Source organism: Rhodanobacter sp. UC4452_H20 (genome assembly GCF_052978205.1).
Window position 1 is genome coordinate 775,107 of record NZ_CM129662.1, and the last position, 23,123, is coordinate 798,229.

At 67.4% G+C, this 23,123-nt stretch carries 21 protein-coding genes and 5 tRNA genes; 22 read left to right on the plus strand and 4 right to left on the minus strand.

Annotated features, from left to right (window positions below):
* The first annotated feature begins 120 nt into the window (after positions 1-120).
* From ACVCMC_RS03765 to lipA, 3 genes are all read left to right on the plus strand, one after another.
* Positions 121-897, plus strand: coding sequence for a TenA family transcriptional regulator (locus ACVCMC_RS03765; protein ID WP_447099447.1), 777 nt, complete (start codon positions 121-123; stop codon positions 895-897).
* A gap of 70 nt (positions 898-967) precedes the next feature.
* A complete protein-coding gene (locus ACVCMC_RS03770) occupies positions 968-3,724 on the plus strand; it encodes a putative bifunctional diguanylate cyclase/phosphodiesterase (protein ID WP_447099448.1) in 2,757 nt (918 codons plus the stop codon).
* A 104-nt stretch (positions 3,725-3,828) separates the two neighbouring features.
* Positions 3,829-4,806, plus strand: a complete 978-nt coding sequence (lipA, locus tag ACVCMC_RS03775) for a lipoyl synthase (protein WP_447098738.1) — start codon at positions 3,829-3,831, stop codon at positions 4,804-4,806.
* Between the two features lie 46 nt (positions 4,807-4,852).
* Here the strand turns inward: lipA and ACVCMC_RS03780 are convergent, their stop codons facing one another.
* The gene (locus ACVCMC_RS03780; RefSeq protein ID WP_447098739.1) at positions 4,853-6,652 is read right to left on the minus strand and encodes a M24 family metallopeptidase; all 1,800 of its coding nucleotides are present in this window, start codon (positions 6,650-6,652) and stop codon (positions 4,853-4,855) included.
* Between the two features lie 143 nt (positions 6,653-6,795).
* Between ACVCMC_RS03780 and ACVCMC_RS03785 the strand changes: the two genes are divergently transcribed.
* From ACVCMC_RS03785 to truD, 8 genes are all read left to right on the plus strand, one after another.
* Positions 6,796-8,469 carry a CTP synthase gene (locus ACVCMC_RS03785; protein WP_447098740.1) on the plus strand — a complete coding sequence of 558 codons (1,674 nt, stop codon included), beginning with the start codon at positions 6,796-6,798 and terminating at the stop codon, positions 8,467-8,469.
* A gap of 84 nt (positions 8,470-8,553) precedes the next feature.
* The gene (gene kdsA, locus ACVCMC_RS03790; protein ID WP_395118894.1) at positions 8,554-9,387 is read left to right on the plus strand and encodes a 3-deoxy-8-phosphooctulonate synthase; all 834 of its coding nucleotides are present in this window, start codon (positions 8,554-8,556) and stop codon (positions 9,385-9,387) included.
* A gap of 143 nt (positions 9,388-9,530) precedes the next feature.
* Positions 9,531-10,829, plus strand: a complete 1,299-nt coding sequence (gene eno / locus ACVCMC_RS03795) for a phosphopyruvate hydratase (protein WP_447098741.1) — start codon at positions 9,531-9,533, stop codon at positions 10,827-10,829.
* A 15-nt stretch (positions 10,830-10,844) separates the two neighbouring features.
* Positions 10,845-11,174 carry a cell division protein FtsB gene (gene ftsB / locus ACVCMC_RS03800; protein ID WP_395118890.1) on the plus strand — a complete coding sequence of 110 codons (330 nt, stop codon included), beginning with the start codon at positions 10,845-10,847 and terminating at the stop codon, positions 11,172-11,174.
* A complete protein-coding gene (gene ispD, locus ACVCMC_RS03805) occupies positions 11,171-11,869 on the plus strand; it encodes a 2-C-methyl-D-erythritol 4-phosphate cytidylyltransferase (protein ID WP_447098742.1) in 699 nt (232 codons plus the stop codon). The genes ftsB and ispD overlap by 4 nt, the downstream gene beginning before the upstream one ends.
* Positions 11,866-12,339 carry a 2-C-methyl-D-erythritol 2,4-cyclodiphosphate synthase gene (gene ispF / locus ACVCMC_RS03810; protein WP_447098743.1) on the plus strand — a complete coding sequence of 158 codons (474 nt, stop codon included), beginning with the start codon at positions 11,866-11,868 and terminating at the stop codon, positions 12,337-12,339. The genes ispD and ispF overlap by 4 nt, the downstream gene beginning before the upstream one ends.
* Entirely contained in the window at positions 12,336-13,730 is a 1,395-nt protein-coding gene (mgtE, locus tag ACVCMC_RS03815; RefSeq protein ID WP_395118885.1) for a magnesium transporter, read from the plus strand. The genes ispF and mgtE overlap by 4 nt, the downstream gene beginning before the upstream one ends.
* Before the next feature lie 161 nt (positions 13,731-13,891).
* Positions 13,892-14,902 carry a tRNA pseudouridine(13) synthase TruD gene (gene truD, locus ACVCMC_RS03820; protein WP_395118883.1) on the plus strand — a complete coding sequence of 337 codons (1,011 nt, stop codon included), beginning with the start codon at positions 13,892-13,894 and terminating at the stop codon, positions 14,900-14,902.
* 78 nt (positions 14,903-14,980) lie between these two features.
* On the opposite strand, the gene ACVCMC_RS03825 is transcribed toward truD, so the two are convergent.
* A complete protein-coding gene (locus tag ACVCMC_RS03825; protein WP_395118881.1) occupies positions 14,981-15,532 on the minus strand; it encodes a Smr/MutS family protein in 552 nt (183 codons plus the stop codon).
* Between the two features lie 141 nt (positions 15,533-15,673).
* Here ACVCMC_RS03825 and surE point away from each other — a divergent pair, with 141 nt between their 5' ends.
* Genes surE through ACVCMC_RS03845 form a run of 4 tightly spaced genes read left to right on the plus strand, consistent with a single transcriptional unit; the run spans position 15,674 to position 18,788 of the window.
* Positions 15,674-16,468, plus strand: coding sequence for a 5'/3'-nucleotidase SurE (surE, locus tag ACVCMC_RS03830; protein WP_395118879.1), 795 nt, complete (start codon positions 15,674-15,676; stop codon positions 16,466-16,468).
* 3 nt (positions 16,469-16,471) lie between these two features.
* The gene (locus ACVCMC_RS03835; RefSeq protein ID WP_395118877.1) at positions 16,472-17,167 is read left to right on the plus strand and encodes a protein-L-isoaspartate(D-aspartate) O-methyltransferase; all 696 of its coding nucleotides are present in this window, start codon (positions 16,472-16,474) and stop codon (positions 17,165-17,167) included.
* The gene (locus ACVCMC_RS03840; protein WP_395118875.1) at positions 17,167-17,772 is read left to right on the plus strand and encodes a YqaA family protein; all 606 of its coding nucleotides are present in this window, start codon (positions 17,167-17,169) and stop codon (positions 17,770-17,772) included. The genes ACVCMC_RS03835 and ACVCMC_RS03840 overlap by 1 nt, the downstream gene beginning before the upstream one ends.
* 41 nt (positions 17,773-17,813) lie before the next feature.
* Positions 17,814-18,788, plus strand: coding sequence for a peptidoglycan DD-metalloendopeptidase family protein (locus ACVCMC_RS03845; RefSeq protein ID WP_447099449.1), 975 nt, complete (start codon positions 17,814-17,816; stop codon positions 18,786-18,788).
* A 25-nt stretch (positions 18,789-18,813) separates the two neighbouring features.
* Here the strand turns inward: ACVCMC_RS03845 and ACVCMC_RS03850 are convergent, their stop codons facing one another.
* Positions 18,814-19,191 (minus strand): Mth938-like domain-containing protein, encoded by a 378-nt coding sequence (locus ACVCMC_RS03850; protein WP_447098744.1) that lies wholly within the window; start codon positions 19,189-19,191, stop codon positions 18,814-18,816.
* A complete protein-coding gene (yhbY, locus tag ACVCMC_RS03855; RefSeq protein WP_447098745.1) occupies positions 19,191-19,487 on the minus strand; it encodes a ribosome assembly RNA-binding protein YhbY in 297 nt (98 codons plus the stop codon). The genes ACVCMC_RS03850 and yhbY overlap by 1 nt, the downstream gene beginning before the upstream one ends.
* A gap of 81 nt (positions 19,488-19,568) precedes the next feature.
* On the opposite strand from yhbY, the gene rlmE reads away from it, so the two are divergent.
* From rlmE to ACVCMC_RS03890, 7 genes are all read left to right on the plus strand, one after another.
* Positions 19,569-20,222, plus strand: coding sequence for a 23S rRNA (uridine(2552)-2'-O)-methyltransferase RlmE (gene rlmE / locus ACVCMC_RS03860; RefSeq protein WP_447098746.1), 654 nt, complete (start codon positions 19,569-19,571; stop codon positions 20,220-20,222).
* The gene (gene ftsH / locus ACVCMC_RS03865; protein ID WP_395118869.1) at positions 20,215-22,173 is read left to right on the plus strand and encodes an ATP-dependent zinc metalloprotease FtsH; all 1,959 of its coding nucleotides are present in this window, start codon (positions 20,215-20,217) and stop codon (positions 22,171-22,173) included. The genes rlmE and ftsH overlap by 8 nt, the downstream gene beginning before the upstream one ends.
* Positions 22,174-22,372: 199 nt before the next feature.
* Positions 22,373-22,449: transfer RNA gene (locus ACVCMC_RS03870), tRNA-Arg, on the plus strand.
* A gap of 177 nt (positions 22,450-22,626) precedes the next feature.
* Positions 22,627-22,703, plus strand: a tRNA-Pro gene (locus tag ACVCMC_RS03875).
* Positions 22,704-22,728: 25 nt separating this feature from the next.
* Positions 22,729-22,805: transfer RNA gene (locus tag ACVCMC_RS03880), tRNA-Arg, on the plus strand.
* Positions 22,806-22,818: 13 nt separating this feature from the next.
* A tRNA-His gene (locus tag ACVCMC_RS03885) sits at positions 22,819-22,895 on the plus strand.
* A gap of 35 nt (positions 22,896-22,930) precedes the next feature.
* Positions 22,931-23,006, plus strand: a tRNA-Lys gene (locus ACVCMC_RS03890).
* Positions 23,007-23,123: the final 117 nt, after the last annotated feature.

Here is a 23,123-nt window from a genome sequence, read left to right on the forward strand (position 1 = left end):
GATGCATGAATTTTCGTGGTGTCGCCGAAGAAGGCGGCGCCCGATCGAGGCCGGCAGCAATCCAGCGCACGGTCAGGCAATGGCGAACCACCGCAACACCCACCTGTAAGGAGATGGACGATGAACACCCGTTTTGAACGTACCGGCCCGCTCACCGAACTGACCAGCTACCCTCAATGGGCGCAGGACATGGTGGCCGATTGCGAAGCCGCCAAGCAAGGCGTCGTGCGGCACGAGATGTGGGACCTGATGAGGGAGGCTTCGCTCAGCCAAACGGCGACGCGTCACTTCATGGTCGGGATCTGGCCGGTGATCGAGCGTTTCCCGGCGTACATGGCGCTGAGCCTGCTCAAGACCCGCTTCGGCCGCAGCCCCGGCGACAACCTGGCCCGGCGCTGGCTGGTGCGCAACATCCGCGTGGAGCAGAACCATGCCGAATACTGGCTCAACTGGGCCGAAGGCGCGGGCGTTGAGCGCGAGGACGTGCTGAACGGCCGGGCGCCGCACGGCACCGGTACCCTGGCGGACTGGTGCGAGGAGATTTGCGCCAGCGGTTCGCTGGCGGCGAGCATCGCAGCCACCAACTATGCCGTCGAGGGGGCCACCGGCGAGTGGTCGCAGCGCGTATACGAAAGCAAGGCCTATGCCGAGAGCTTCGCGCCGAAGGAACGTGCCGGCAGTTTGCGCTGGCTTCAACTTCATGCCGCTTATGACGATACCCATCCGTGGGAGGCGCTGGAGATCGTCTGCACGTTGATGGGGACGACCCCGGCCGCGCACGACGTGGAACATATTGCCAGTTGCATCAAGCGCAGCTATGTAAGCATGCGCATCAGCATGGATCATTGCATCGGCACGCGTTACGAGTTGGAGGCCCTGAGGGAAGCCGCCGCCTGACGTACCGAACTGCAGCAACCAAGGAGCACGCAGTGGGTCACAAGGCACCAGTCATGGTAGAAGGGGCATGATGCGCACTTCCCGAGCCACCTTGCAAAAGCCATTGTCGCGGCGACTGATGCCGCTGGCGTATGCGCTGATCGCGATGGTGGGGCTGATGCTGGCCTTGACCTGGGGCGCGTTGCAGATCCAGATCACTCTCGCCGGTTTCCTCAACGGCGAGAGTCTGTGGTCCAAGGCGCAGAAGCAGTCGGTGATCGACCTGGAAGCCTATGCGATCAGCGGCGACGCCGCGGACCTGGCCGGCTTCAGGCGCCACTACGCGGTAGTGCTCTCCGATCGCTGGGCCCGCGACGCGATCGCCTCGGGCCAGTTCGACCACGACAAGGTCGCCCAGGCGTTCGCCCGGGGCAGCGTGATCCCCGATGCCATCCCCGGGATGATCTTCATCCTCCAGCATTTTTCGTCGGCGCCGCATATCAGCGAGGCGCTGCGCGCCTGGTACTCGGTCGACGACGCCATTACCGAGCTGGACGAGATTGCCGGCGAGTTGCAACGCGCCTACGCGGCCGGTGGCCTGCCGCCGGCCGAGCAGCTTCGCCAACGCAGTCGCATTCATGAGCTGAACCGATTCATCGAGCCGCGCACCAACGTCTTCTCGCTCGAGGTGGCGCGTGGCGCCTCGTGGGTCGGCAAGCTGCTCTTCGGTGGCGTGGTCGCGGTGACCCTGGTCGCCGTGCTGCTGTGGCTGGGCATGGCGCGGCGCATCCTGGAAAGCATCCGCGGCAGCGAGGAGCGCTACCGGCTGCTGTTCGACAGCGCCGCCGACGCGATCGTGATGATCGACGAAGGCAGCGGGCGCATCCTCGACGTGAACCGCACGGCGGCGGCCTGGACCGGGCGCAGCGCGAAGGAGCTGATCGGCGACCGCTACGTGCACCTGTTCCTGCAGCCGCTGGCCGGCCAGCAGGCGGGGCGTGCCGCCACCAACGCGCTGCTGGCCGCCGACGGCAGCTCCCGCCCGGTGGAGACCCAGACCAGCGTTGCCAGCTGGGGCGAGTTGCCGGTGTGCCAGGCGATCATCCGCGACATCTCCGAGCGGGTGGCGATGGAACAGGAGCGCCGGGTGGCGGCCGAGGCGCTGGCCAGCATCGCCGAGGGCGTGGTCATCGCCGACGCGCAGCAGCGGATCACCTCCACCAACGCGGCGCACACCGAGCTGACCGGCTTCAGCAGCCTGGCGCTGCAGGGCCGGCGGCTGGGCGACACGCGCCGCCTGCCGGACGGGCGTGCGCTGCCGAAAGCCATCTGGGACGAGGTGGCCGCCGGCGGCAACTGGATCGGCGAGGTGCTGAGCACCCGCGCCGACGGCACGACCTATCCGGAACACTTGAGCCTCAGCGCGATCCGCAATGGCGACGGCCACGTGACGTATTACGTGGCGGTGTGCACCGACATCCACGAGGCCAAGGCCAACCAGCGCCGGCTGGAACACCTGGCCCGGCACGATCCGCTCACCGGCCTGGTCAATCGCGCCGAGTTCGAACGCTACTGCAGCGAGGCGATCGCCCAGGCCGAGCGCGAGCGGCTGGCGGCGGTGGTGCTGTTCATCGACCTGGATGCATTCAAGATCGTCAATGACAGTTACAGTCACGCGATCGGCGACCGCTTGCTGGTGAAAGTGGGCGAGCGCATCAGCCGGCAGCTCTCCGACGGCGACGTGGCCGGACGCATCGGCGGCGACGAGTTCACCGTGCTGCTGCCGCGACTGAGCCTGCGCGAGGATGCGCGGGCGATCGTCAACCGGTTGCTGGCGACGCTGTCCGAGCCGCTGGTGCTGGACGATTACGAGGTCGTGCTCACCGCCAGCATCGGCGTGGCCGGCTACCCGCTGGACGGCAACGACGCGGCCACCCTCATCGCCAACGCCGACGCGGCGATGTATGCGGCCAAGACCGAGGAGCGCAACGCGTTCCGCTTCTACACGCCGATGATGCATGCCGACAACCGGCGCCGCCTGCAGCTGGCGACCGAACTGCGCCAGGCACTGAGCCGGGGCGAGTTCCGCCTGGTGTTCCAGCCCAGCATCGAGCTGGGCAGCGGGCGCATCGTTGCGGTGGAGGCGCTGCTGCGCTGGCAGCATCCGGAGCGCGGCGAGGTACTGCCCGGCGAGTTCATCCCGGTGGCGGAGAGTCTGGGCCTGATCCGGCGCATCGACGAATGGGTGCTGCAGGCCACCTGCGCCCAGATCCAGGCCTGGGACCTGGCCGGCGTGCCGCCGATCCGCGTGGCGGTGAACATCTCCGCGCGCTGGTTCGGCCATCCATCCTTCGTCGACGGGGTCAGCCGCACCTTGCAGTCGCGCCGCGTGTCGCCGCACCGCCTGCTGCTGGAGATCACCGAGAGCGCGATGCTGCGGCTGGGCGACGACACCCAGCGCACCATGCAGACGCTGGACATGCTGAACATCGACGTGGCCATCGACGATTTCGGCACCGGCTACTCCTCGATGGCGTACCTCAAGCTGCCGGCCGTCACTTACCTGAAGATCGACCGCTCTTTCGTCACCGGCCTGCCCGGCGACGCCAACGACGCGGCGATTACCGAGGCGATGCTGGCGATGTCGCGCAGCCTGGGCCTGGTCACCATCGCCGAAGGCATCGAGACCGAGGCGCAGCACGAGTTCCTGCTGCGCGCCGGTTGCGTCGAGGGACAGGGCTACCTCTACTCGTATCCGTTGCAGGCCGAGGAAATCCAGGCGTTGCTCAGCCCCAACCAGCAGAGCGGCTCCCCCCGTCTGCGATTGGTGCCGCCACGGCGCGGTTGATCGGCATGCGGCGCGTGGCATCGACTCGGCTGCTTTGACGTGCATCAGGGCAGGCCCAGGCGTGGCGCGCGACACTGGCGGCAGTCCAGCCAGCCCGCATCCCCATGTCCAGCAACCCTTCCATCCCGGACGGCAGCAAGTTCACCAGTCCGCAGGGCACGCGTGCGGTAAAGGGCGGCCAGAAGCCCAACGCACACAGCCATGAGCCCGACGTCAGCCGCAAGCCGCCATGGCTGCGCGTGAAGCTGCCCAGCGGCGCGCATTACGAGGAAGTGGCCGATATCGTGCGCACGCACCAGCTCAACACCGTGTGCGCCGAATCCAAGTGCCCCAACATCGCCGAGTGTTGGGGCCGCGGCACCGCCACGCTGATGCTGATGGGCTCGGTGTGCACGCGCGCGTGCAAGTTCTGCTCGGTGTCCACCGGCAACCCGAACGGCTGGCTCGACCCGCTGGAGCCGGCCAAGGTGGCCGACGCGGTGGCGCTGATGGGGCTCAAGTACGTGGTGCTCACCTCGGTGGATCGCGACGACCTGGCGGACGGCGGCGCCGCCCACTACGCCGCCTGCGTGAAGGCCATCCACCTGCGTTCGCCCGACACCGCGGTGGAGGCGCTCACGCCCGATTTCGCCGGCAACCATGCCAGCGTCGCCACCGTGCTCGACGCCGGCCTGGCCACCTACGCGCAGAACCTGGAAACCGTGCGCCGCCTCACCCATCCGGTGCGCGACCCGCGCGCCGGCTACGAGCAGACCCTGGACGTGCTGGCGTTCGCCAAGCGCCACGCGCCCAGGACGCTCACCAAGACCAGCCTGATGCTGGGCCTGGGCGAAACCGACGCCGAGATCGAGCAGGCGCTGGACGACATGCGCGCCGCCTGCGTGGACGTGGTCACCCTGGGCCAGTACATGCGGCCCAGCCCGCACCACCTGCCGGTGGAGCGCTTCGTCACCCCGGACGAATTCCGTGCCTATCGCGAACTGGCGCTGGGCAAGGGTTTCGTGGAAGCGGTCGCCGGGCCGTTGGTGCGTTCGAGTTATCGCGCCGAACGCGTGCTGGAGCACAACAACCTGGGGCTGTGACCCGCGGCGCGACGGCAGGTCCATGGGGCCTGCCGCAGGGCGCGGCCTACAGCGGCGCGCAGTGGCGGTTCAGCCACTCCAGATCGGCGTCGGCCAGCAGCGGGCTGAGCGCGGCGCGGACGTTGGCGTGGTAGTCGTCCAGCCAGGCGCGCTCTTCCGGGTTGAGCAGGTTCGGTTCGAGCGCGCGGCGATCGAACGGGCACATCGTGAGTGTCTCGAAGGCGAGGAATTCGCCGAACTCGGTGCGGTCGGCCTCGACCACCACGGCCAGGTTTTCGTGGCGGATGCCGTGCCGGCCGGGCTTGTACAGGCCCGGCTCGATCGAGCTGATCATGCCCGGCTCCAGCGGCACCAGTGCGCCGCCGGGCACCGGTGCGCGGATGCCGTGCGGGCCTTCGTGCACGTTGAGGAAATAACCCACGCCATGGCCGGTGCCGTGGCCGTAATCCATGCCCGCCGCCCACAGCGGCGCACGCGCCAGCGCATCCAGTTGCGGGCCGCTGGCGCCTTTGGGAAAACGCGCGCGCGACAGCCCGATCATGCCCTTCAGCACCAGCGTGGCATCGCGGCGCTGCTCGGCGGTGGTCTCGCCCAGGGCGAGCACGCGGGTGATGTCGGTGGTGCCGCCGAGGTACTGTCCGCCCGAGTCGATCAGCAGCAGGCCCTTTGCCTGCAGCGTGCTGTGCGACTGCGGCGTGGCGCGGTAGTGCGGCAATGCGCCGTTGGCCTGGTAGCCGGCGATGGTGGCGAAGCTCTCGCCGACCCAGCCGGGTTGGGCCGAGCGTTCCTCGTGCAGCAGCGTGTCCACGTCCAGCTCGGTCAGCGTCATGCCGGCGGCGAGCCGCTGTTCCAGCCGGCGGAAACCGCGCACCAGCGCCGCGCCGTCGCGGCGCATCACGTCGCGGACATGGTCGAGTTCGGCGGCGCTCTTGACCGCCTTGAACGCCGTGCTGGGGTTGGGCGCCTCGATGCGTGTGACCTCCGGCGCGATTGCCGCGGCGATCGAGCTGACCACGCGGCCGCTGTCCAGCAGCAGGCGGTCGTCCGCGCCCAGCTCCGGCAACGCCGAGGTGATCGAAGCGTAATCGGCGATGCCGATGCCGTCGGCGGCCAGTGCCGCGACCAGCGCATCATCGAGTTTGGCGCGGCCGACGAACAAGGTGGCGCCGGCGTTGGCCTGTACCAGCAGGTGGGCGAGGAACACCGGGTTGCACTCGACATCGCTGCCGCGCAGGTTGGTCAGCCAGGCGATGTCGTCGAGGCTTGACACCAGGTGATGGCTGGCGCCGAGCTTGCGCATCGCCTTGCGCAGGCGCGCGAACTTTTCCGCGCGGGGGATGCAGGCCCAGGCCAGCGCGTGCTCGACCACCGGCGACGCCGGCAGGGCGGGGCGATCCGTCCAGATCTCGCCCGGCAGGTCCAGGTCGGTGCGCACGGTGGCGCCGGTCTCCGCCAGCCGGTGTTCGATCTGGTGCCGGGTGGCGACAGCCACGCTGTCCCCGGCCACCGCCAGCACGTCGCCGTCATGCAGTTGCTGCTGCAGCCATTCCAGATGCTCGGGCGTGTGCGGTACGCGCAGCTTCATCAGCGCGACGCCGCTGCCGGCCAGCTGCTGCTCGGCCTGCGCGAAATAGCGCGAGTCGGTCCACAGCCCGGCCTGCTCGCGACCGACAATGAGCGTGCCGGCCGATCCGTCGAACCCGGACAGCCATGTCCGTGCCGACCAGTGCGCCGGCAGGTACTCGGACAGATGCGGATCGGCACTGGGAACGAGCACGGCAGCGACGCCGTGCTGCTGCATGGCCGCGCGCAAGGCGGCGAGACGGGCGGGGACGGGATTGTTCATCCTGTCATGCTAGCAGGCGCCATCTGCCGTTTTCATGCACGCGCTGCCCCGGAAATGAACCGATGGGGTCGATTTTTCGCACGCCATCTCGCCGTCGGACGGTTCTGCAGCTAAAATGCCAATTTCCCGCACGGCTGCTTTCCATGACCCCCCTGATTTTCGTCACCGGCGGTGTGGTGTCCTCGCTTGGCAAGGGCATCGCGGCGGCGTCGCTCGCCTCCATCCTCGAAGCGCGCGGCCTCTCGGTCACCATGATGAAGCTCGATCCCTACATCAATGTGGACCCGGGCACGATGAGTCCGTTCCAGCACGGCGAGGTCTACGTGACCGACGACGGCGCCGAGACCGACCTCGATCTTGGCCACTACGAGCGCTTCGTGCGCACCCGCCTGTCCGGCAAGAACTCGATCACCACCGGCAAGATCTACGAGGCGGTGATCCGCAAGGAGCGTCGCGGCGATTACCTCGGCGCCACCGTGCAGGTGATCCCGCACATCACCGACGAGATCAAGCACTGCATCCACGAGGCCACCCGCGGCTTCGACGTGGCGCTGGTGGAGATCGGCGGTACCGTGGGCGACATCGAGTCGCTGCCGTTCCTGGAGGCGATCCGGCAGTTGCGCATCGAGCACGGTCCGGAGAAGGTGGTGTTCATGCACCTGACCCTGGTGCCGTACATCAAGGCCGCCGGCGAGATCAAGACCAAGCCGACCCAGCACTCGGTGAAGGAGCTGCGCTCGATCGGCATCCAGCCGGACATCCTGCTGTGCCGCTGCGAGGAGCCGCTGCCCGAGGCCGAACGGCGCAAGATCGCGCTGTTCACCAACGTGCCCGAATCCGCCGTGATCAGCGCGGCCGACGTCGACGTGATCTACAAGCAGCCGCTGTGGCTGCACCAGCAGGGCCTGGACGACATCGTGGTGAAGAAGCTCGGCCTGGCCGCCAAGCCGGCCGACCTGTCCGAGTGGCAGCGCACGGTGGACGCGGTGGAGCACCCGAAGGACGAGGTCACCGTCGCCATCGTGGGCAAGTATGTCGAGCACAAGGACGCCTACAAGTCGCTCGGCGAGGCGCTGCGCCACGGCGGCATCAAGCAGCAGACACGGGTCAACCTGGACTGGATCGACTCCGAGCAGGTCGAGGCCGAAGGCGCCGCCAAGGTGCTGGGCAAGGCCGACGCCATCCTGGTGCCCGGCGGCTTCGGCAAGCGCGGCTTCGAGGGCAAGGTGCTGGCGGCGAAGTACGCCCGCGAGCACGGCGTGCCCTATTTCGGCATCTGCTACGGCATGCATGCGGCGGTGGTGGATTTCGCCCGCCACGTGGCTGGCCTGACCGACGCCGATTCCAGCGAGAACGACCGCAACACGCCGAACCCGGTGATCGCGTTGATCACCGAGTGGACCACCGCGACCGGTGAAGTCGAGCAGCGCAACGACCGCTCCGACCTGGGCGGCACCATGCGCCTGGGTTCGCAGGAATGCCGGCTCAAGGCCGGCACGCTGGCGCGCGCGATGTACGGGCAGGACGTCATGCGCGAGCGCCATCGCCATCGCTACGAGTTCAACAACCGCTATCGGCAGACGTTCGAGGACCTGGGCCTGGTGATCTCCGGCAAGTCGATGGACGACCTGCTGGTGGAGATCGTCGAACTCCCGCAACAGCAGCATCCGTGGTTCCTCGGCTGCCAGGCGCACCCGGAGTTCACCTCGACCCCGCGCGACGGCCACCCGTTGTTCAGCGGCTTCGTGCGCGCGGCACGCGAGTACAAGGCCGTGCGCGTCGGCGAGAAGCTGGCGCCGGTGCAGGCGACGGCATGACGCGGCAACGCGACACCCTCGTGGCTGTCATTCCCGCGAATGCGGGCATGATGGAATCAAGAACGCTTTGAACGGGAAAGAGTCATGAAGCTTTGCGGATTCGAGGTCGGCCTCGACCAACCCCTGTTCATGATCGCCGGCCCCTGCGTGGTGGAATCCGAGCAGCTGCAGCTGGACACCGCCGGCATGCTGAAGGAAATCACCGCGCGGCTGAGCATCCCCTTCATCTTCAAATCCAGCTTCGACAAGGCCAACCGCTCCTCCGGCGAGAGCTTCCGTGGGCCCGGCCTGGAAGAGGGCCTGCGCATCCTGGGCGAAGTGAAGCGCCAGATCGGCGTGCCGGTGCTCACCGACGTGCACGAGTACACGCCGATGGACGAGGTGGCATCGGTGGTCGACGTGCTGCAGACGCCGGCCTTCCTGTGCCGGCAGACCGACTTCATCCAGAAAGTGGCGCGTGCCGGCAAGCCGGTAAACATCAAGAAGGGCCAGTTCCTGGCGCCGTGGGACATGAAGCACGTGGTGGCCAAGGCCAGGGCCGTCGGCAACGACCACATCATGGTCTGCGAACGCGGTGCCAGCTTCGGCTACAACAACCTCGTCTCGGACATGCGCTCGCTCAGCGTGATGCGCGAGACCGGTTGCCCGGTGGTGTTCGACGCGACGCATTCGGTGCAGTTGCCGGGCGGGCAGGGTGCCAGCTCCGGCGGCCAGCGCGAATTCGTGCCGGTGCTGGCGCGCGCGGCGGTGGCGGTCGGCGTGGCCGGCCTGTTCGCCGAGACCCATCCCGATCCGAGCAAGGCGCTGTCCGACGGCCCGAATGCGTGGCCGCTGGGCAAGATGGAGGCGTTGCTGGAAACCCTGCTGGAACTGGACGCCGTGACCAAGCGCCACCGCTTCCTCGAACAGGACGTGTGACCACGCCTGCAGGAGCCCGCTCGCGGGCGATGCTGTTGGGTCGGGATGACCGGACGTTCGTCTGCTGAGAGCGGGGATTCGGGATCTGTAAAAGCATCGCCCGCGAGCGGGCCCCTACGACAACACTTCACTGACGGATAACCATGACCACTCTGATCACCCGCATCCACGCCCGTGAAATCCTCGACTCGCGCGGCAACCCCACGCTGGAAGCCGAAGTCACCCTGGCCGGCGGCGGCTTCGGCCGCGCCGCGGTGCCGAGCGGCGCCTCCACCGGTTCGCGCGAGGCGGTCGAGCTGCGCGACGGCGACAAGTCGCGCTACGGCGGCAAGGGCGTGAAGAACGCGGTAGCCAACGTCAATGGCACCATCGCCGATGCGCTGAAGGGTTTCGATGCGGCCGATCAGAAGGGCCTCGACGCCAAGCTCGTTGCGCTGGACGGCACGCCGAACAAGGGCCGGCTGGGTGCGAATGCGCTGCTCGGCGTGTCGATGGCGGCGGCGCACGCGGTGGCAGCTTCGCGCGGCGAGCCGCTGTGGCAGTACCTGTCGCACGGCAAGCCCGGCGCGTTGCCGGTGCCGATGATGAACATCATCAACGGCGGCGCGCACGCCGACAACAACGTCGACGTGCAGGAGTTCATGATCCTGCCGGTCGGCATGCCGAGCTTCGCCGAGGCGCTGCGCGCCGGCGCGGAGATCTTCCATGCGTTGAAGAGCGTGCTGCACGGCCGTGGCCTCGCCACTTCGGTGGGCGACGAGGGCGGCTTTGCGCCGAACCTGCGCTCCAACGTCGAGGCGATCGACACCATCCTCGAAGCGATCAACAAGACCGGCTACAAGGTCGGCAGCGAGATCCTGCTCGGCCTCGACGCGGCCAGCTCGGAGTTCTACAAGAACGGCAAGTACGACCTCGCCGGCGAAGGCAAGCAGTACAGCTCGGCCGAGTTCGTCGACCTGCTCGCCGGCTGGGCGAAGCAGTATCCGATCGTCACCATCGAGGACGGCATGGCCGAAGGCGACTGGGACGGCTGGAAGCTGCTCACCGACGCGATCGGCGAGCGCGTGCAGGTGGTCGGCGACGACCTGTTCGTGACCAACCCGGCGATCTTCCGCGAGGGCATCGAGAAGAACATCGCCAACGCGATCCTCATCAAGGTGAACCAGATCGGCACGCTGTCCGAGACGCTGGAGGCGATTGCCATGGCCGACGCGGCGAAGTACGCGGCGGTGATCTCGCACCGCTCCGGCGAGACCGAGGACACCACCATCGCCGACATCGCGGTGGCCACCACGGCGACCCAGATCAAGACCGGCTCGCTGTGCCGCAGCGACCGCGTGGCGAAGTACAACCAGTTGCTGCGCATCGAGGAGGCGCTGGGCTCGGCTGCGCGCTACGCCGGTCGCGAGGCGTTCCCCAACCTCGGCCGTTTGCCGGGCTGAGCGGGACACGCCGCCATGCTGCGTTGGATCGCCCTGCTGTTGTTGCTGCTGTTGGTCGGCTTGCAGCTGAAGCTGTGGTTCGGCAGCGGCAGCATGCAGGAGGTGGACAGTTTGCGCATCGCGGTGAACAAGCAGACCGGCGACAACGCGCGCCTGCAGAAGCGCAACCAGGCGCTGGCCGCCGACGTGCACGACCTCAAGCATGGCGACCAGGCGGTCGAGGCGCGCGCGCGTACCGAGTTGGGGTTGATCAAGCCCGGCGAGGTGTTCTACCAGGTGGTCGAGCCCGCGCGCGCGGGCAGCTCGCCGGCCACGGCCGCATCCGCTGCGCGCGGCTCGCCATGACCGGCACCACGTTGTGGTGCGTGGTGCCGGCGGCCGGGCGGGGCGTGCGGGCCGGCGGCGACTTGCCCAAGCAATACCAGTTGCTGGCTGGCCGGACACTGATCGAACACACGCTGGCGCGCCTCGCCGCGCATCCGCGGATCGGCGGCCTGCTGGTGACGCTCGCGGTCGATGACCGGCACTGGCCGGGCCTGCGCGACGTGTGCGGCAAGCCGGTGCTGACCGCTGTCGGCGGCGCGCAGCGCAGTGAATCGGTGCTGGCCGGGCTCGACGCGCTGCCTGCGGGTGTCGGCGATGCGGAGTTCGTGCTGGTACACGATGCGGCGCGTCCCTGCGTGCGGCTGGATGACATCGGCCAGCTGATCGAGCGGGGCGGGCGAGGCGACGGCGGCCTGCTCGGTGCGCCGCTGCGCGATACGCTCAAGCACGCCGACGTGAACGGATGCGTCGCGCGCACCGAACCGCGTGAGTCGCGCTGGCGCGCGTTCACGCCGCAGATGTTCCGGCGTGGCCCGTTGACGGCGGCGCTGCGCGATGCGCATCAGCGTGGCGTGGACGTCAGCGACGAGGCGATGGCGATGGAGCTGGCCGGGTTCTCGCCGTTGCTGGTCGAAGGCGCCGAGGACAACATCAAGGTGACCACGGCAGCGGATTTCGCGCTGGCGCAGTTCCTGCTCGCAAGGACAAGTTCATGAGGATAGGCAGCGGTTTCGACGTGCACGCGTTCGGCGAGGGTGACCACCTCGTGCTCGGTGGCGTGCGCGTGCCGCACGATCGCGGCGTGGTGGCGCACTCCGACGGCGATGTGGTGATCCACGCGCTGTGCGACGCCATCTTCGGCGCGCTGGCACTGGGCGACATCGGCCGTCATTTCCCGCCCACCGACGCACGCTGGCGCGGCGCCGACAGCCGCCAGTTCCTGCGCCATGCGGCAATGCTGATGGCGCAGCATGGCTACGCCTTGGGCAACGCCGATGTCACCGTGATCGGTGAGGCACCGAAGGTCGGTCCGCATGCGCAGGCGATGCGCGAAATTCTCGCTGCCGACCTGGCCTGCGACATCGGTTGCGTCAGCATCAAGGCCACCACCACCGAAAGGCTCGGTTTCTGCGGCCGCGGCGAGGGCATCGCCGCGCAGGCGTGCGTGCTGCTGGAGCGCGCATGACCGAGATCGAGGCCCGCAGCGTCGCCAACCGGCTGCACGATCGGCTCGACACCATCGTCGAGCTGCTGCATCGTCACGAAGGCGACGGCCGCCTGCCCGCGGACGTGCTGGCGGACCTGCGCCAGCAACTGGACGAGCTGCACCCGGCCGACATCGCCTTCGTCCTCGAATCGCTGCCGCTGGACGAGCGCCTGGCGGTCTGGCAACTGGTCAAGGCCGACCGCGACGGCGAGATCCTGCTGGAAGTGTCCGATGCGGTGCGGGAATCGCTGATCGCGGACATGGATCGCCACGAGATCCTCGCCGCCGCCGAAACGCTGGACGCCGACGAACTGGCCGACCTGGTCGAAGACCTGCCCACGGCGGTGCTGCCGGAGCTGATGGCCAGCCTCGACTCGCAGCAACGCGAGCAGGTGCAGTCGGCGCTGTCCTACGAGGAGGACCAGCTCGGCGCGCTGATGGACTTCGAGATGGTCACGATCCGCGAGGACGTGAGTCTCGAAGTGGTGCTGCGTTACCTGCGCCGCTGGGAAGAACTGCCGCCACAGACCGACAAGCTGTTCGTCATCAACCAGGACAACCTGCTGACTGGCGTCCTGCCGCTGCACTGGCTGCTGGTCAATTCCCCCGAGCGCATGGTCAGCGAGGTGATGGCGCCGGACGTCAACACCTTCCACCCCACCGACGACGCCTACGACGTGGCGCAAGCGTTCGAGCGCTACGACCTGGTGACCGCGCCGGTAGTGGACGAGCGCGGCCACCTGATCGGCCGCATCACCATCGACGCCATGGTGGACGTGATCCGCGAGGAGAGCGAAAGCGAGGCGCTGGGCCGGGTCGGCCTGCGTGAGGAGGAGGACATCTTCGCCTCGGTCTGGGCCAGCCTGCGCAACCGCTGGCTGTGGCTGGCGATCAACCTGATGACGGCCTTCATCGCCTCGCGCGTGATCAGCTTGTTCGAGGGCTCGATCGAGCGCCTGGTGGCGCTGGCCGCATTGATGCCGATCGTGGCCGGCATCGGCGGCAACTCCGGCAACCAGACCATCACCATGATCGTGCGCGCGCTGGCGCTGAACCAGATCAGCGCCGACAGCGCGCGGCGCCTGTGGCGCAAGGAGATGGCCGTGGCGCTGCTGAACGGGCTGGTGTGGGGTGGCGTCATCGGCATCGTGGCGTGGCTGCTTTACGACAGTGCCTCGCTGGGCCTGGTGATGACCGCGGCGATGACGCTGAACCTGTTGCTGGCGGCCTTCGCCGGCGTCGGCATCCCGATCTGCATGACCCGCTTCGGCCGCGACCCGGCGCTGGGCTCCAGCGTGCTGATCACCGCCATGACCGACAGCGGCGGCTTTTTCATTTTTCTCGGACTGGCGACGGTGTTCCTGATGTAATCGTCACCCTTCCGGCCCGGTTTCAGGTTGTCGAACCCGAGCGTGGCAGGACGTCATTCCCGCGAGGCGCCATGCAACGGCCGAAGGGCCGGTCAAGCGGGAATCCAGCCTGCTCTTCAGTCACCCGTCAGATCGAATTCGCCCAAAGAAGCCGTTTCTCCATGCAAGAACTGCCCCATGCTTTCGGCGAACCGCCACTGACTGCCCGGCTGCGCGCCAGTCCCGAGGACTTCCTGGTCGAGGAGATCCTCGGCTACGACGCCGAGGGTGCCGGCGAGCACCTGCTGCTGTGGGTGGAGAAGCGCGGCGCCAACACCGACTGGGTCGCGCGCGAGCTGGCGAAGTTCGCCGGCGTGCCGCAGGTCGCGGTCGGTTATGCGGGCCTCAAGGATCGCCATGCCGTGACCCGGCAGACCTTCTCGGTGCAACTGGCCGGCCGGCCCGATCCGGACTGGTCCACGTTCCCGCACCCGGAGGTGAAAGTGCTGGCGGCGACGCGGCATTCGCGCAAGCTCAAGCGTGGCGCCCTGCGCGGCAACCGCTTCGTGCTGGTGTTGCGCGAGGTGAGCGGCGATCGCGCGCGGGCGGAGTCGGTGCTGCGGCAGATCGCTGCGCGCGGCGTGCCGAACTATTACGGCGAGCAGCGCTTCGGCCGCGAAGGCGGCAACGTGGCACAGGCGCGCGCGATGTTCGGTGGGCGCCGGGTGGATCGCGACAAGCGTTCGATTTTGCTGTCCGCGGCGCGTTCGCACATCTTCAATGCCGTACTGGCGGCGCGGGTCGAGCACGATGCGTGGGACCGGCCGCTGGAAGGGGAAATCTGGTCGCTGGCCGGTTCGCGCTCGTGGTTCGGGCCGGAACCGTTCAACGACGAATTGGCCGCGCGATTGGCGCGCGCCGACATCCATCCGTCAGGTCCGCTGTGGGGGCAGGGCGAGCCGCCGAGCCAGGGCGAAGCAGGAGCGCTGGAGCGCGAAGTCGCTGCGGCGAATGACGACCTGGCCAGCGGCCTGGCCGCCGCGCGCATGGATCAGGAGCGCCGCCCGCTGCGGCTGATTCCGCACAATCTCCACTGGCGCTGGCTTGGCGAGGACGCGCTGGAACTGTCGTTCGAGCTGCCCGCTGGCGCGTACGCCACGGTGGTGGTGCGCGAGCTTAAAGGCGAGGAGTGAGTGGAGATGAGTGAAGAGTGAGAGAAAGAGAAAGCACCAGCGCACCCGTTCCCTCTCTCAGTTCTCACTCCTCTCCACTCACTTCTGCTCTTTCAGCAAGACGATCACCGCCCCGGTGCCACCCTGCGCCGGGCGCGCGGAGGCAAACGCGATCACGTCGTCGCGCCGGCGCAGCATGCGATCGGTGAGCGCCTTCAGCACCGGACCGGCAGCCTTCGAACGCAGCCCCTTGCCGTGGATGATGCGCACGCAACGCACGCCGGCTTGCCGCGCTTCGGCCAGGAACGCGACGATGCTGGCCTGGGCCGCGGCGGCGTTCATCTGATGCAGGTCCAGGTCGTCGCCCACGCTGAACTGGCCGCGCTTGAGTTGCCGCAGCAACCTGGGCGGATAGCCGTCGCGCAGGTAGCCGAGTTCCTCGCCGACTTCGAGCGTGGCCGGGTCGAAATCCATGTCCAGCAACTCGCTGGCCACGGCAGCTTCGTCGGCCTCGAACATGCGCGGGTGTGGCGCGGGTTTCGCGGTCGCCGGCGGCGGGGAAACCGGCGCGAGTCGCTGCACCTCGCCGATCGCCTCGCGGAACAGGCGGCGATCGTCGTCGGTGATCCGGGGCGGGTTGGGTCGCTTCATCTGCGCATCCTAGCCAGAAGCGGCGGCACGATGCGTTGAATCCCGGTGAAACTTGGGGGCGCGCTACGGTAGACTTGCAACCATCACGAAACCGCCGCGCTTGATCTTCCTGCGCCGGCAGGCAGTTTTCGACGGAGCATCATGCGAGTTCTGGTCAGCAACGACGATGGCGTGGATGCGCCGGGCATCCGCGTGTTGGCCGAGCGCCTGCAGGCGGTGGGAGAGGTCACCGTGGTGGCACCGGATCGCGATCGCTCGGGGGCGAGCAATTCGCTGACGCTGGACGCGCCGATCCGCGTACTGTCGATGGGCCAGGGCTACTACCGTGTGGCGGGGACGCCCACCGACTGCGTGCACCTGGCGCTGTCCGGCCTGCTCGACGAAGAACCCGACATGGTGGTATCCGGCATCAACAACTCGGCCAACCTGGGCGACGACGTGATCTATTCCGGCACGGTCTCGGCGGCGATGGAAGGGCGCTTTCTCGGTCTGCCGGCGATCGCCGTCTCGCTGGTCAGCGAAGACCACCAGGGCGTGCACTACGACGCCGCGGCGCAGGCGGTGCTGCTGCTGATGCAACGTCTGCTGGTCGATCCGCTGCCCGCAGACACCATCCTCAACGTCAACGTGCCGGACCGGCCCTGGGCGGAGATCGCCGGCTTCGAGGTCACCCGGCTGGGTCGGCGCCACCGTGCCGCGCCGTGCATCGCGCAGACTGATCCGCGCGGGCGACCGATGTGGTGGATCGGACCGGCCGGCGAGGTGGACGACGCCGGCCCCGGCACCGATTTCAACGCGGTACGTCGCGGCTTCGTCTCGGTCACGCCGATCCACGTCGACCTGACCCGTTTCCAGGCGCTGGACAAGGTCAGCAGCTGGATGAAGACGCTGAGCGACGGCATGGCCGGCCGCCGCAGCAAGGGCGAGGCGGCCTGACCGATGATCACCTATCCGTTGCCTGCAGCCCAGCTCAAGGGCGAGGGAGTGACCTCGCAGCGCGCCCGCAACCGGCTGGCCGCCTCCCTGCAGGATGCAGGCATCCGCGACCCGCGCGTGATCGAGGTGATCCGCACGGTGCCGCGCCATCATTTCATCGACCAGGCACTGCAACTGCACGCCTACGAGAACGATGCGCTGCCGATCGGCCACGGCCAGACCATCTCCCAGCCGTGGGTGGTGGCGCGCATGACGGAAGCGTTGCTGGAGCACTTCGAGGGGCAGAAGGAGATGCCGCGCAGGGTGCTGGAGATCGGCACCGGGTCGGGTTACCAGGCAGCGGTGCTGTCGTCCCTGGTCGGCGAGGTGTATACGGTCGAGCGCATCGAGGCGCTGCTGCGCCAGGCGCGGCGCCGCTTCCGCCAGCTCGGCCTGACCAACCTGCGCTCGCGCTACGACGACGGCAAGCTGGGCTGGCCGGACGAGGCACCGTTCGACGCGATCATCCTCACCGCCGCAGGCGACACCATCCCGACCCGCATCCTCGAACAGCTCAATCCCGCCGGCGTGCTGGTGGCGCCGGTGGGATCGCCGAGCCGGCAGAATCTGATCCGCATGCGCGGCGACGGCAAGGGCGATTTCGCGCTGGAGGAACTCGGCCCGGTGAGTTTCGTGCCGCTGCTGGGCGGCATCGGCTGATGCGCCTGTTCGAGCCGCTCTACGCCCGCGCACTGGTCTGGGCTCGCGCACCGCGCGCGCTGCACTACCTGTGTGCGTTGAGCTTCTTCGAGGCGTTCATCTTCCCGATCATGCCGGAGGTGATGCTTGCGCCGATGATGCTGGCCAAGCGACTCAAGGCGTTCTTCTACGCCAACATGTCGCTGCTGTTTTCCCTGCTCGGCTCGGTGGTCGGCTATGCGCTGGGCCACTGGGCCTACGAGTCGGTGAAGCCGCTGCTCAGCATGCACATGCAGGAGGTCATCACCGCCTGGGTGAACAATCTGCGCGTGGACATGAACGAGCATTGGTTGACCATGCTGGGCGCATTGATGCTGGCGGCGCTGCAGCCGGTGATCCCCATGAAGTTCGTCACCTGGGCGGCCGGCATCGTGGGCGTGCCGGTCCTGCCGTTCCTGGCTTGCATGGCGGTCGGCCGCGGCAAGCGCGTGTGGCTGCTGGCGCTGTTGATCCGCCTGTTCGGCGAGCGCGCCGAGCGCATGTTGCACAAGAACATCGAGTGGATCGGCCGGGGCGCGCTGGTATTGCTCGTCGTGCTGCTGGCGTGGTGGCTGTGGCCGCGCTGACTGGCAGCGCGGTGCGCATGAAAATGGCGGCGCGCCTCGGTATGCTGGACCGCATGGATCATTCAGTTCGCTTTCCCTGCCTGGTTGTCGCGGCGGCGTTGCTGGCCGGCTGCGGCACCATGCGCAGTTCGGTGGTGATCGAGCCCGCCGCGGGCAGCTACCCGTCGCCTGCCGCCGCGCCGTCCTCCCGCGTGGCGCGCACGCCGATTCCGGGTGGCAGCTACGTGGTGGCAAAAGGGGACACGCTCTATTCCATCGCCTTCCGCAACGGCGTGGATTTTCGCGACCTCGCCCAGTGGAATGCCATCGCGGCGCCCTACACGATCTGGCCGGGGCAGCGCTTGACGCTGTCGCCGTCGGCGGTGACGAAACCGGCCGTGGCGCGCACGCCGGGTACGGTCGCCGGTTCCCCTCGGGCGCCGGGCACGTCGGCCGCGGCTTCCGTGTTCGAACCGGTCACCGAGGCCGTGCCAGCCACGGCGGCGACGGCCGGAGCGCGGCCCGCCATTCCTTCCGCTACACCGGCGGCGCATGCGCCGCCGGCGGTGGATGCCGTGCCGGTGGCCGGGGTTTCCGTCACGCCGCCGGCGAAAGTGCCACCCGTGGCCAAGCCCGTGGTCGCCGGCCCGGCGCGTGATGTCGGTGGGGTGAGCTGGCGCTGGCCCGTCGAAGGCGGGTCGGTGGTCGGGCGCTTCAACGGCAGCGATGCCATTCCCGGCATCGAGATCGCGGGCAATTCGGGTGACCCGGTGCGGGCTGCCGCCGATGGCGTGGTGGTCTACAGCGGCAACGGCCTGGTCGGCTATGGCGAATTGGTCATCATCAAGCACAACGACAGTTTCCTGTCGGCCTACGGGCACAACCGCTGGCGCCTGGTGAAGGAAGGCCAGCGGGTGACGGCCGGGCAGCAGATCGCCGAGATGGGTTCAACCGGCGCGACCCGCAACGAGCTCGAGTTCCAGATCCGCAAGAACGGCAATCCGGTGGACCCGCTCAGCTACCTGCCGCCACGCTGATCGCGGCGGCACGGAAGGTGCCCGATCAGGCGGGAGGCAGGATGAAGCCGGCCACGACCTGGCGATCCTCGCCGGCCAGCAGGTTGTAGGTACGCGCGGCGGCCGCGTTGTCCATCACCTCGATGCCGATGCCCTTGCGCAGGAAGCCGGCCATGAACGCCGCGGCCGGGAACACCTGACGCTCGCCGGTGCCCAGGATCACCACCTCGGGCTTCAATGCCAGCAGCACGGGGACGTCGTCGACGCCGAGGCTGCCTGCGGCCGTGACCGGCCATGCTTCGGTGATGCCGGCGGGGGTGAGCAGGAAGCTGTGTTCGACGACCCGGTCGAGCAGGGTGACACTGCGTGCGTCAACCCGACGCACCAGCAGATAGCCATCGGCTTGTTCCAGTGACAGGTCCATCAGCGCGGCAGGGCGATGCCCGGTTCGTCGGCGTTGCGGCGGAACAGCACCACGACATGGCCGATCTGGTGGACCGTCTCCGCGCCGGTGCCGCTGGCGAGCACGTCGATCTGCGCCTGCCGCTCCTGCTTGTCGCCGCCGGAGAGCTTCACCTTCACCAGTTCGTGGATGTCCAGCGCCTGTCCCAGCTCCTTCACGACAGCTTCGGTGGCGCCCTTGTTGCCCAGCAACACGACGGGTTTCACGTCGTGGGCGAGGCCGCGCAGGTAGCGGATCTGCGAGGGTGTAAGCGGCATGGGGCAGGCCAGGTTCACGATCAAGGGACTGCACAGGGTATCATGCAACGGCCTCCTCCCGATCAGATATTCCCTCAAGACATGGCCCGCAGCAAAAGCAGCGCAGTCTGGCTGCGTGAACATTTCAACGACGAATACGTCAAGAAGGCACAGGCCGAAGGGCTGCGTTCGCGTGCCGTCTACAAGCTGGAGGAGCTGATCGAGCGCGACAAGCTGCTCAAGCCGGGCATCAACGTGGTGGATCTCGGCGCGGCGCCGGGCAGCTGGTCGCAATTGGTGCGCAACCGGCTGGGCGACAGCGGCAAGGTGTTCGCGCTGGACATCCTGCCGATGCAGAGCATCGCCGGGGTGGATTTCCTGCAGGGCGACTTCCGCGAGGAGTCGGTGCTGCGCCAGCTGGAGGCCCGCCTGAAGGGGCACCGGCTGGATCTTGTACTGTGCGATATAGCCCCCAACATGAGTGGAGTGGCGCTTGCCGACCAGATTCGCGCGATGGCACTGGCGGAGTTGGCGCTGGATTTCAGCAGGCAGTGGCTCAAGCCGGGCGGCTCGTTCCTGATCAAGTTGTTCCAGGGAGTCGGTTTTGACGATTATCTGCGTTGCTTGCGCGCAGACTTCAGTCGCGTGACGATGCGTAAACCCAAGGCCTCGCGCGCGCGTTCGCGTGAGGTGTATGCACTGGCGACCGGGCGCAAACCTGCCGCGGTGCCACTGGCGAGTACTGTTCATGAATGAAACGGCGAAAAACGTGTTGCTCTGGGTGATCATCGCGGTGGTCTTGTTCACCGTGTTTGAAAGCTTCAACCCCCGCAGCAGCCGTTCATCCGACCTGGCCTACAGCGCGTTCGTGCAGAACGTGAGCAGCGGCAACGTCTCCAGCGCCACGATCAGCGCCGACCAGCCCGCCACGATCAGCGGCAAGCTGAAGGATGGCAGTGCCTTCCGCACTGTCGCGCCGATGCTGGGCTTCTCTACCAATGCAGTGGTCAAGCAGATGCAGGACCAGGGCGTGGAAGTGCGCCAGGACCCCTCCGAGGGCTTCTCGCTGATCGGCCTGCTGATCAGCTGGCTGCCGGTGCTGCTGATCGTCGGTGTGTTCATCTGGTTCATGCGCCAGATGCAGTCCGGCGGCGGTGGGCGCGGCGCGATGAGCTTCGGCCGTTCGCGCGCGAAGCTGCAGGGCGAGGACCAGGTCAAGGTCAACTTCGGCGACGTCGCCGGCTGTGACGAGGCGAAGGAGGAGGTCGGCGAGCTGGTCGAGTTCCTGCGCGACCCCGGCCGGTTCCAGAAACTCGGCGGCAAGATCCCCCGCGGCGTGCTGATGGTGGGCCCGCCCGGCACCGGCAAGACCTTGCTGGCCAAGGCGATCGCCGGCGAGGCCAAGGTGCCGTTCTTCTCGATCTCCGGTTCCGACTTCGTGGAGATGTTCGTCGGCGTGGGCGCCAGTCGCGTGCGCGACATGTTCGAGCAGGCCAAGAAGCACGCGCCGTGCATCATCTTCATCGACGAGATCGACGCGGTCGGCCGGCATCGTGGTGCCGGGCTGGGCGGCGGTCATGACGAGCGCGAGCAGACCCTGAACCAGTTGCTGGTCGAGATGGACGGCTTCGAGGGCACCGAGGGCGTCATCGTGATCGCCGCCACCAACCGCCCCGACGTGCTCGATCCGGCCTTGCTGCGGCCGGGCCGCTTCGATCGCCAGGTGGTGGTCGGACTGCCGGACGTGCGTGGGCGAGAGCAGATCCTCAAGGTACACATGCGCAAGGTGCCGATCGCCAGCGACGTCAACGCGATGACGATCGCCCGCGGCACGCCGGGCTTCTCCGGCGCGGACCTGGCCAACCTGGTGAACGAGGCGGCGTTGTTCGCCGCGCGCGAGAACGCGCGCGAAGTGCGCATGAGCCATCTCGACAAGGCACGCGACAAGATCCTGATGGGCAGCGAGCGGCGCTCGATGGCGATGAGCGAAGACGAGAAGAAGCTCACCGCCTACCACGAGGCAGGCCATGCCATCGTGGGTCGCCTGGTGCCGGAACATGACCCGGTCTACAAGGTCACCATCATCCCGCGCGGGCGCGCGCTGGGTGTGACCATGTACCTGCCCGAGGGCGACAAGTACAGCATCAACCGGGTGGCGATCGAATCGCAGTTGTGCTCGTTGTATGGCGGGCGCGTGGCTGAAGAGTTGATTTTCGGCAATGACAAGGTCACCACCGGCGCTTCCAACGACATCGAGCGCGCCACCAAGATGGCCCGCAACATGGCGACCAAGTGGGGCCTGTCCGACGAACTCGGCCCGATCACCTATGGCGAGGACGAGGACGAGGTCTTCCTGGGCCGCTCGGTGACCCAGCACAAGAGCATCTCCAACGAGACGGCAAGCAAGATCGACGAAGTCGTGCGTGGCATCCTCGATCGCGCATATGCGCGCAGCAAGGAGCTGCTCACGGCGAACCTCGACAAGCTGCACACCATGGCTGAGCTGCTGTTGCAGTACGAGACCATCGACGCCCACCAGATCGACGACATCATGGCCGGGCGCCAGCCCGGCCCGCCGGCGGACTGGAGCAAGAACGCCCCGGGTGGCTCGACGCCGCCGCCACCGCCGCCGAAAAGCGACGCGGGAGCGCCGGTGGGCAAGGTTGGTGATCCGGCCGCGCAGAATCGCGCGTCGCTGGGCGAGTGATGCGATCCCGCGGGCACGGTGCGAACGCCTGCCTGCGGTCTCCTGCAATCACCGCCTTGACTGGCGGTGTCCCCGAGTCGGAGATGAAGAAATTTTGCGAAAAGGGTTGACGCATGCGCGCGGAGTCTGAATAATTCCGCCTCTTGCTTCGGCGCTTCGATGCACCGGCATCGAAGCACGGCATGACAAGTTTTTCAGTGCGCCCGTAGCTCAGTTGGATAGAGTACCTGGCTACGAACTAGGTGGTCGGGAGTTCGAATCTCTCCGGGCGCACCATTTTTATTCGGTGGAGCGGGGTGCTTGCACCCCGTTTCGTTTTCATCGCGACGAGAGCTTCGCGGCGACGGAAACGACAGTTTCATGTGGATGGTGCGGCTTGTACGGATTGACTGGGCCAAGCGTCACCCGTAACATTTCAAGGCTTCGATGGTGCTTGTGTCGAGGGCTCGAAACCGGGGTATAGCTCAGTCTGGTAGAGCGTTGCGTTTGGGACGCAAAAGTCGGGGGTTCGAATCCCTCTACCCCGACCAGCAACATGTTCTACTGGTGATGACTGCGCTTGTAGCTCAACCGGATAGAGCATCGGCCTTCTAAGCCGAGGGTTGCAGGTTCGAATCCTGTCGGGCGCACCAGTATCAAACGATGGTGGATGTAGCTCAGCTGGTTAGAGTCCCGGATTGTGATTCCGGTTGTCGTGGGTTCGAATCCCATCATCCACCCCAGTTCCACCCCGGTTTTCCGGGTTGACCCAGTCTCTGGGCCGTTAGCTCAGTTGGTAGAGCAGTTGACTCTTAATCAATTGGTCGAAGGTTCGAATCCTTCACGGCCCACCACTAACGACAGGCGCTCGGCAAAACCGGGCGCCTGTCTGCTTTTGGGCGGTTGCGGTCGTCAACGGGGCTGCTTGTGCTGCAAGGCCGCGCAACCGTAAAATGATCCGCTTTCGTACC

Coding starts and splice junctions, on each gene's coding strand:
- mgtE (WP_395118885.1), top strand. CDS start 12,336: ATGACCGAGATCGAGGCCCGCAGCGTCGCCAACCGGCTGCACGATCGG.
- rlmE (WP_447098746.1), top strand. CDS start 19,569: ATGGCCCGCAGCAAAAGCAGCGCAGTCTGGCTGCGTGAACATTTCAAC.
- eno (WP_447098741.1), top strand. CDS start 9,531: ATGACCACTCTGATCACCCGCATCCACGCCCGTGAAATCCTCGACTCG.
- ACVCMC_RS03825 (WP_395118881.1), bottom strand. CDS start 15,532: ATGAAGCGACCCAACCCGCCCCGGATCACCGACGACGATCGCCGCCTG.
- ACVCMC_RS03845 (WP_447099449.1), top strand. CDS start 17,814: ATGCTGGACCGCATGGATCATTCAGTTCGCTTTCCCTGCCTGGTTGTC.
- ACVCMC_RS03780 (WP_447098739.1), bottom strand. CDS start 6,652: ATGAACAATCCCGTCCCCGCCCGTCTCGCCGCCTTGCGCGCGGCCATG.
- ACVCMC_RS03840 (WP_395118875.1), top strand. CDS start 17,167: ATGCGCCTGTTCGAGCCGCTCTACGCCCGCGCACTGGTCTGGGCTCGC.
- ACVCMC_RS03850 (WP_447098744.1), bottom strand. CDS start 19,191: ATGGACCTGTCACTGGAACAAGCCGATGGCTATCTGCTGGTGCGTCGG.
- truD (WP_395118883.1), top strand. CDS start 13,892: ATGCAAGAACTGCCCCATGCTTTCGGCGAACCGCCACTGACTGCCCGG.
- ACVCMC_RS03785 (WP_447098740.1), top strand. CDS start 6,796: ATGACCCCCCTGATTTTCGTCACCGGCGGTGTGGTGTCCTCGCTTGGC.
- yhbY (WP_447098745.1), bottom strand. CDS start 19,487: ATGCCGCTTACACCCTCGCAGATCCGCTACCTGCGCGGCCTCGCCCAC.
- ACVCMC_RS03770 (WP_447099448.1), top strand. CDS start 968: ATGCGCACTTCCCGAGCCACCTTGCAAAAGCCATTGTCGCGGCGACTG.
- ispF (WP_447098743.1), top strand. CDS start 11,866: ATGAGGATAGGCAGCGGTTTCGACGTGCACGCGTTCGGCGAGGGTGAC.
- ACVCMC_RS03765 (WP_447099447.1), top strand. CDS start 121: ATGAACACCCGTTTTGAACGTACCGGCCCGCTCACCGAACTGACCAGC.
- kdsA (WP_395118894.1), top strand. CDS start 8,554: ATGAAGCTTTGCGGATTCGAGGTCGGCCTCGACCAACCCCTGTTCATG.
- ftsB (WP_395118890.1), top strand. CDS start 10,845: ATGCTGCGTTGGATCGCCCTGCTGTTGTTGCTGCTGTTGGTCGGCTTG.
- ACVCMC_RS03835 (WP_395118877.1), top strand. CDS start 16,472: ATGATCACCTATCCGTTGCCTGCAGCCCAGCTCAAGGGCGAGGGAGTG.
- lipA (WP_447098738.1), top strand. CDS start 3,829: ATGTCCAGCAACCCTTCCATCCCGGACGGCAGCAAGTTCACCAGTCCG.
- ftsH (WP_395118869.1), top strand. CDS start 20,215: ATGAATGAAACGGCGAAAAACGTGTTGCTCTGGGTGATCATCGCGGTG.
- ispD (WP_447098742.1), top strand. CDS start 11,171: ATGACCGGCACCACGTTGTGGTGCGTGGTGCCGGCGGCCGGGCGGGGC.
- surE (WP_395118879.1), top strand. CDS start 15,674: ATGCGAGTTCTGGTCAGCAACGACGATGGCGTGGATGCGCCGGGCATC.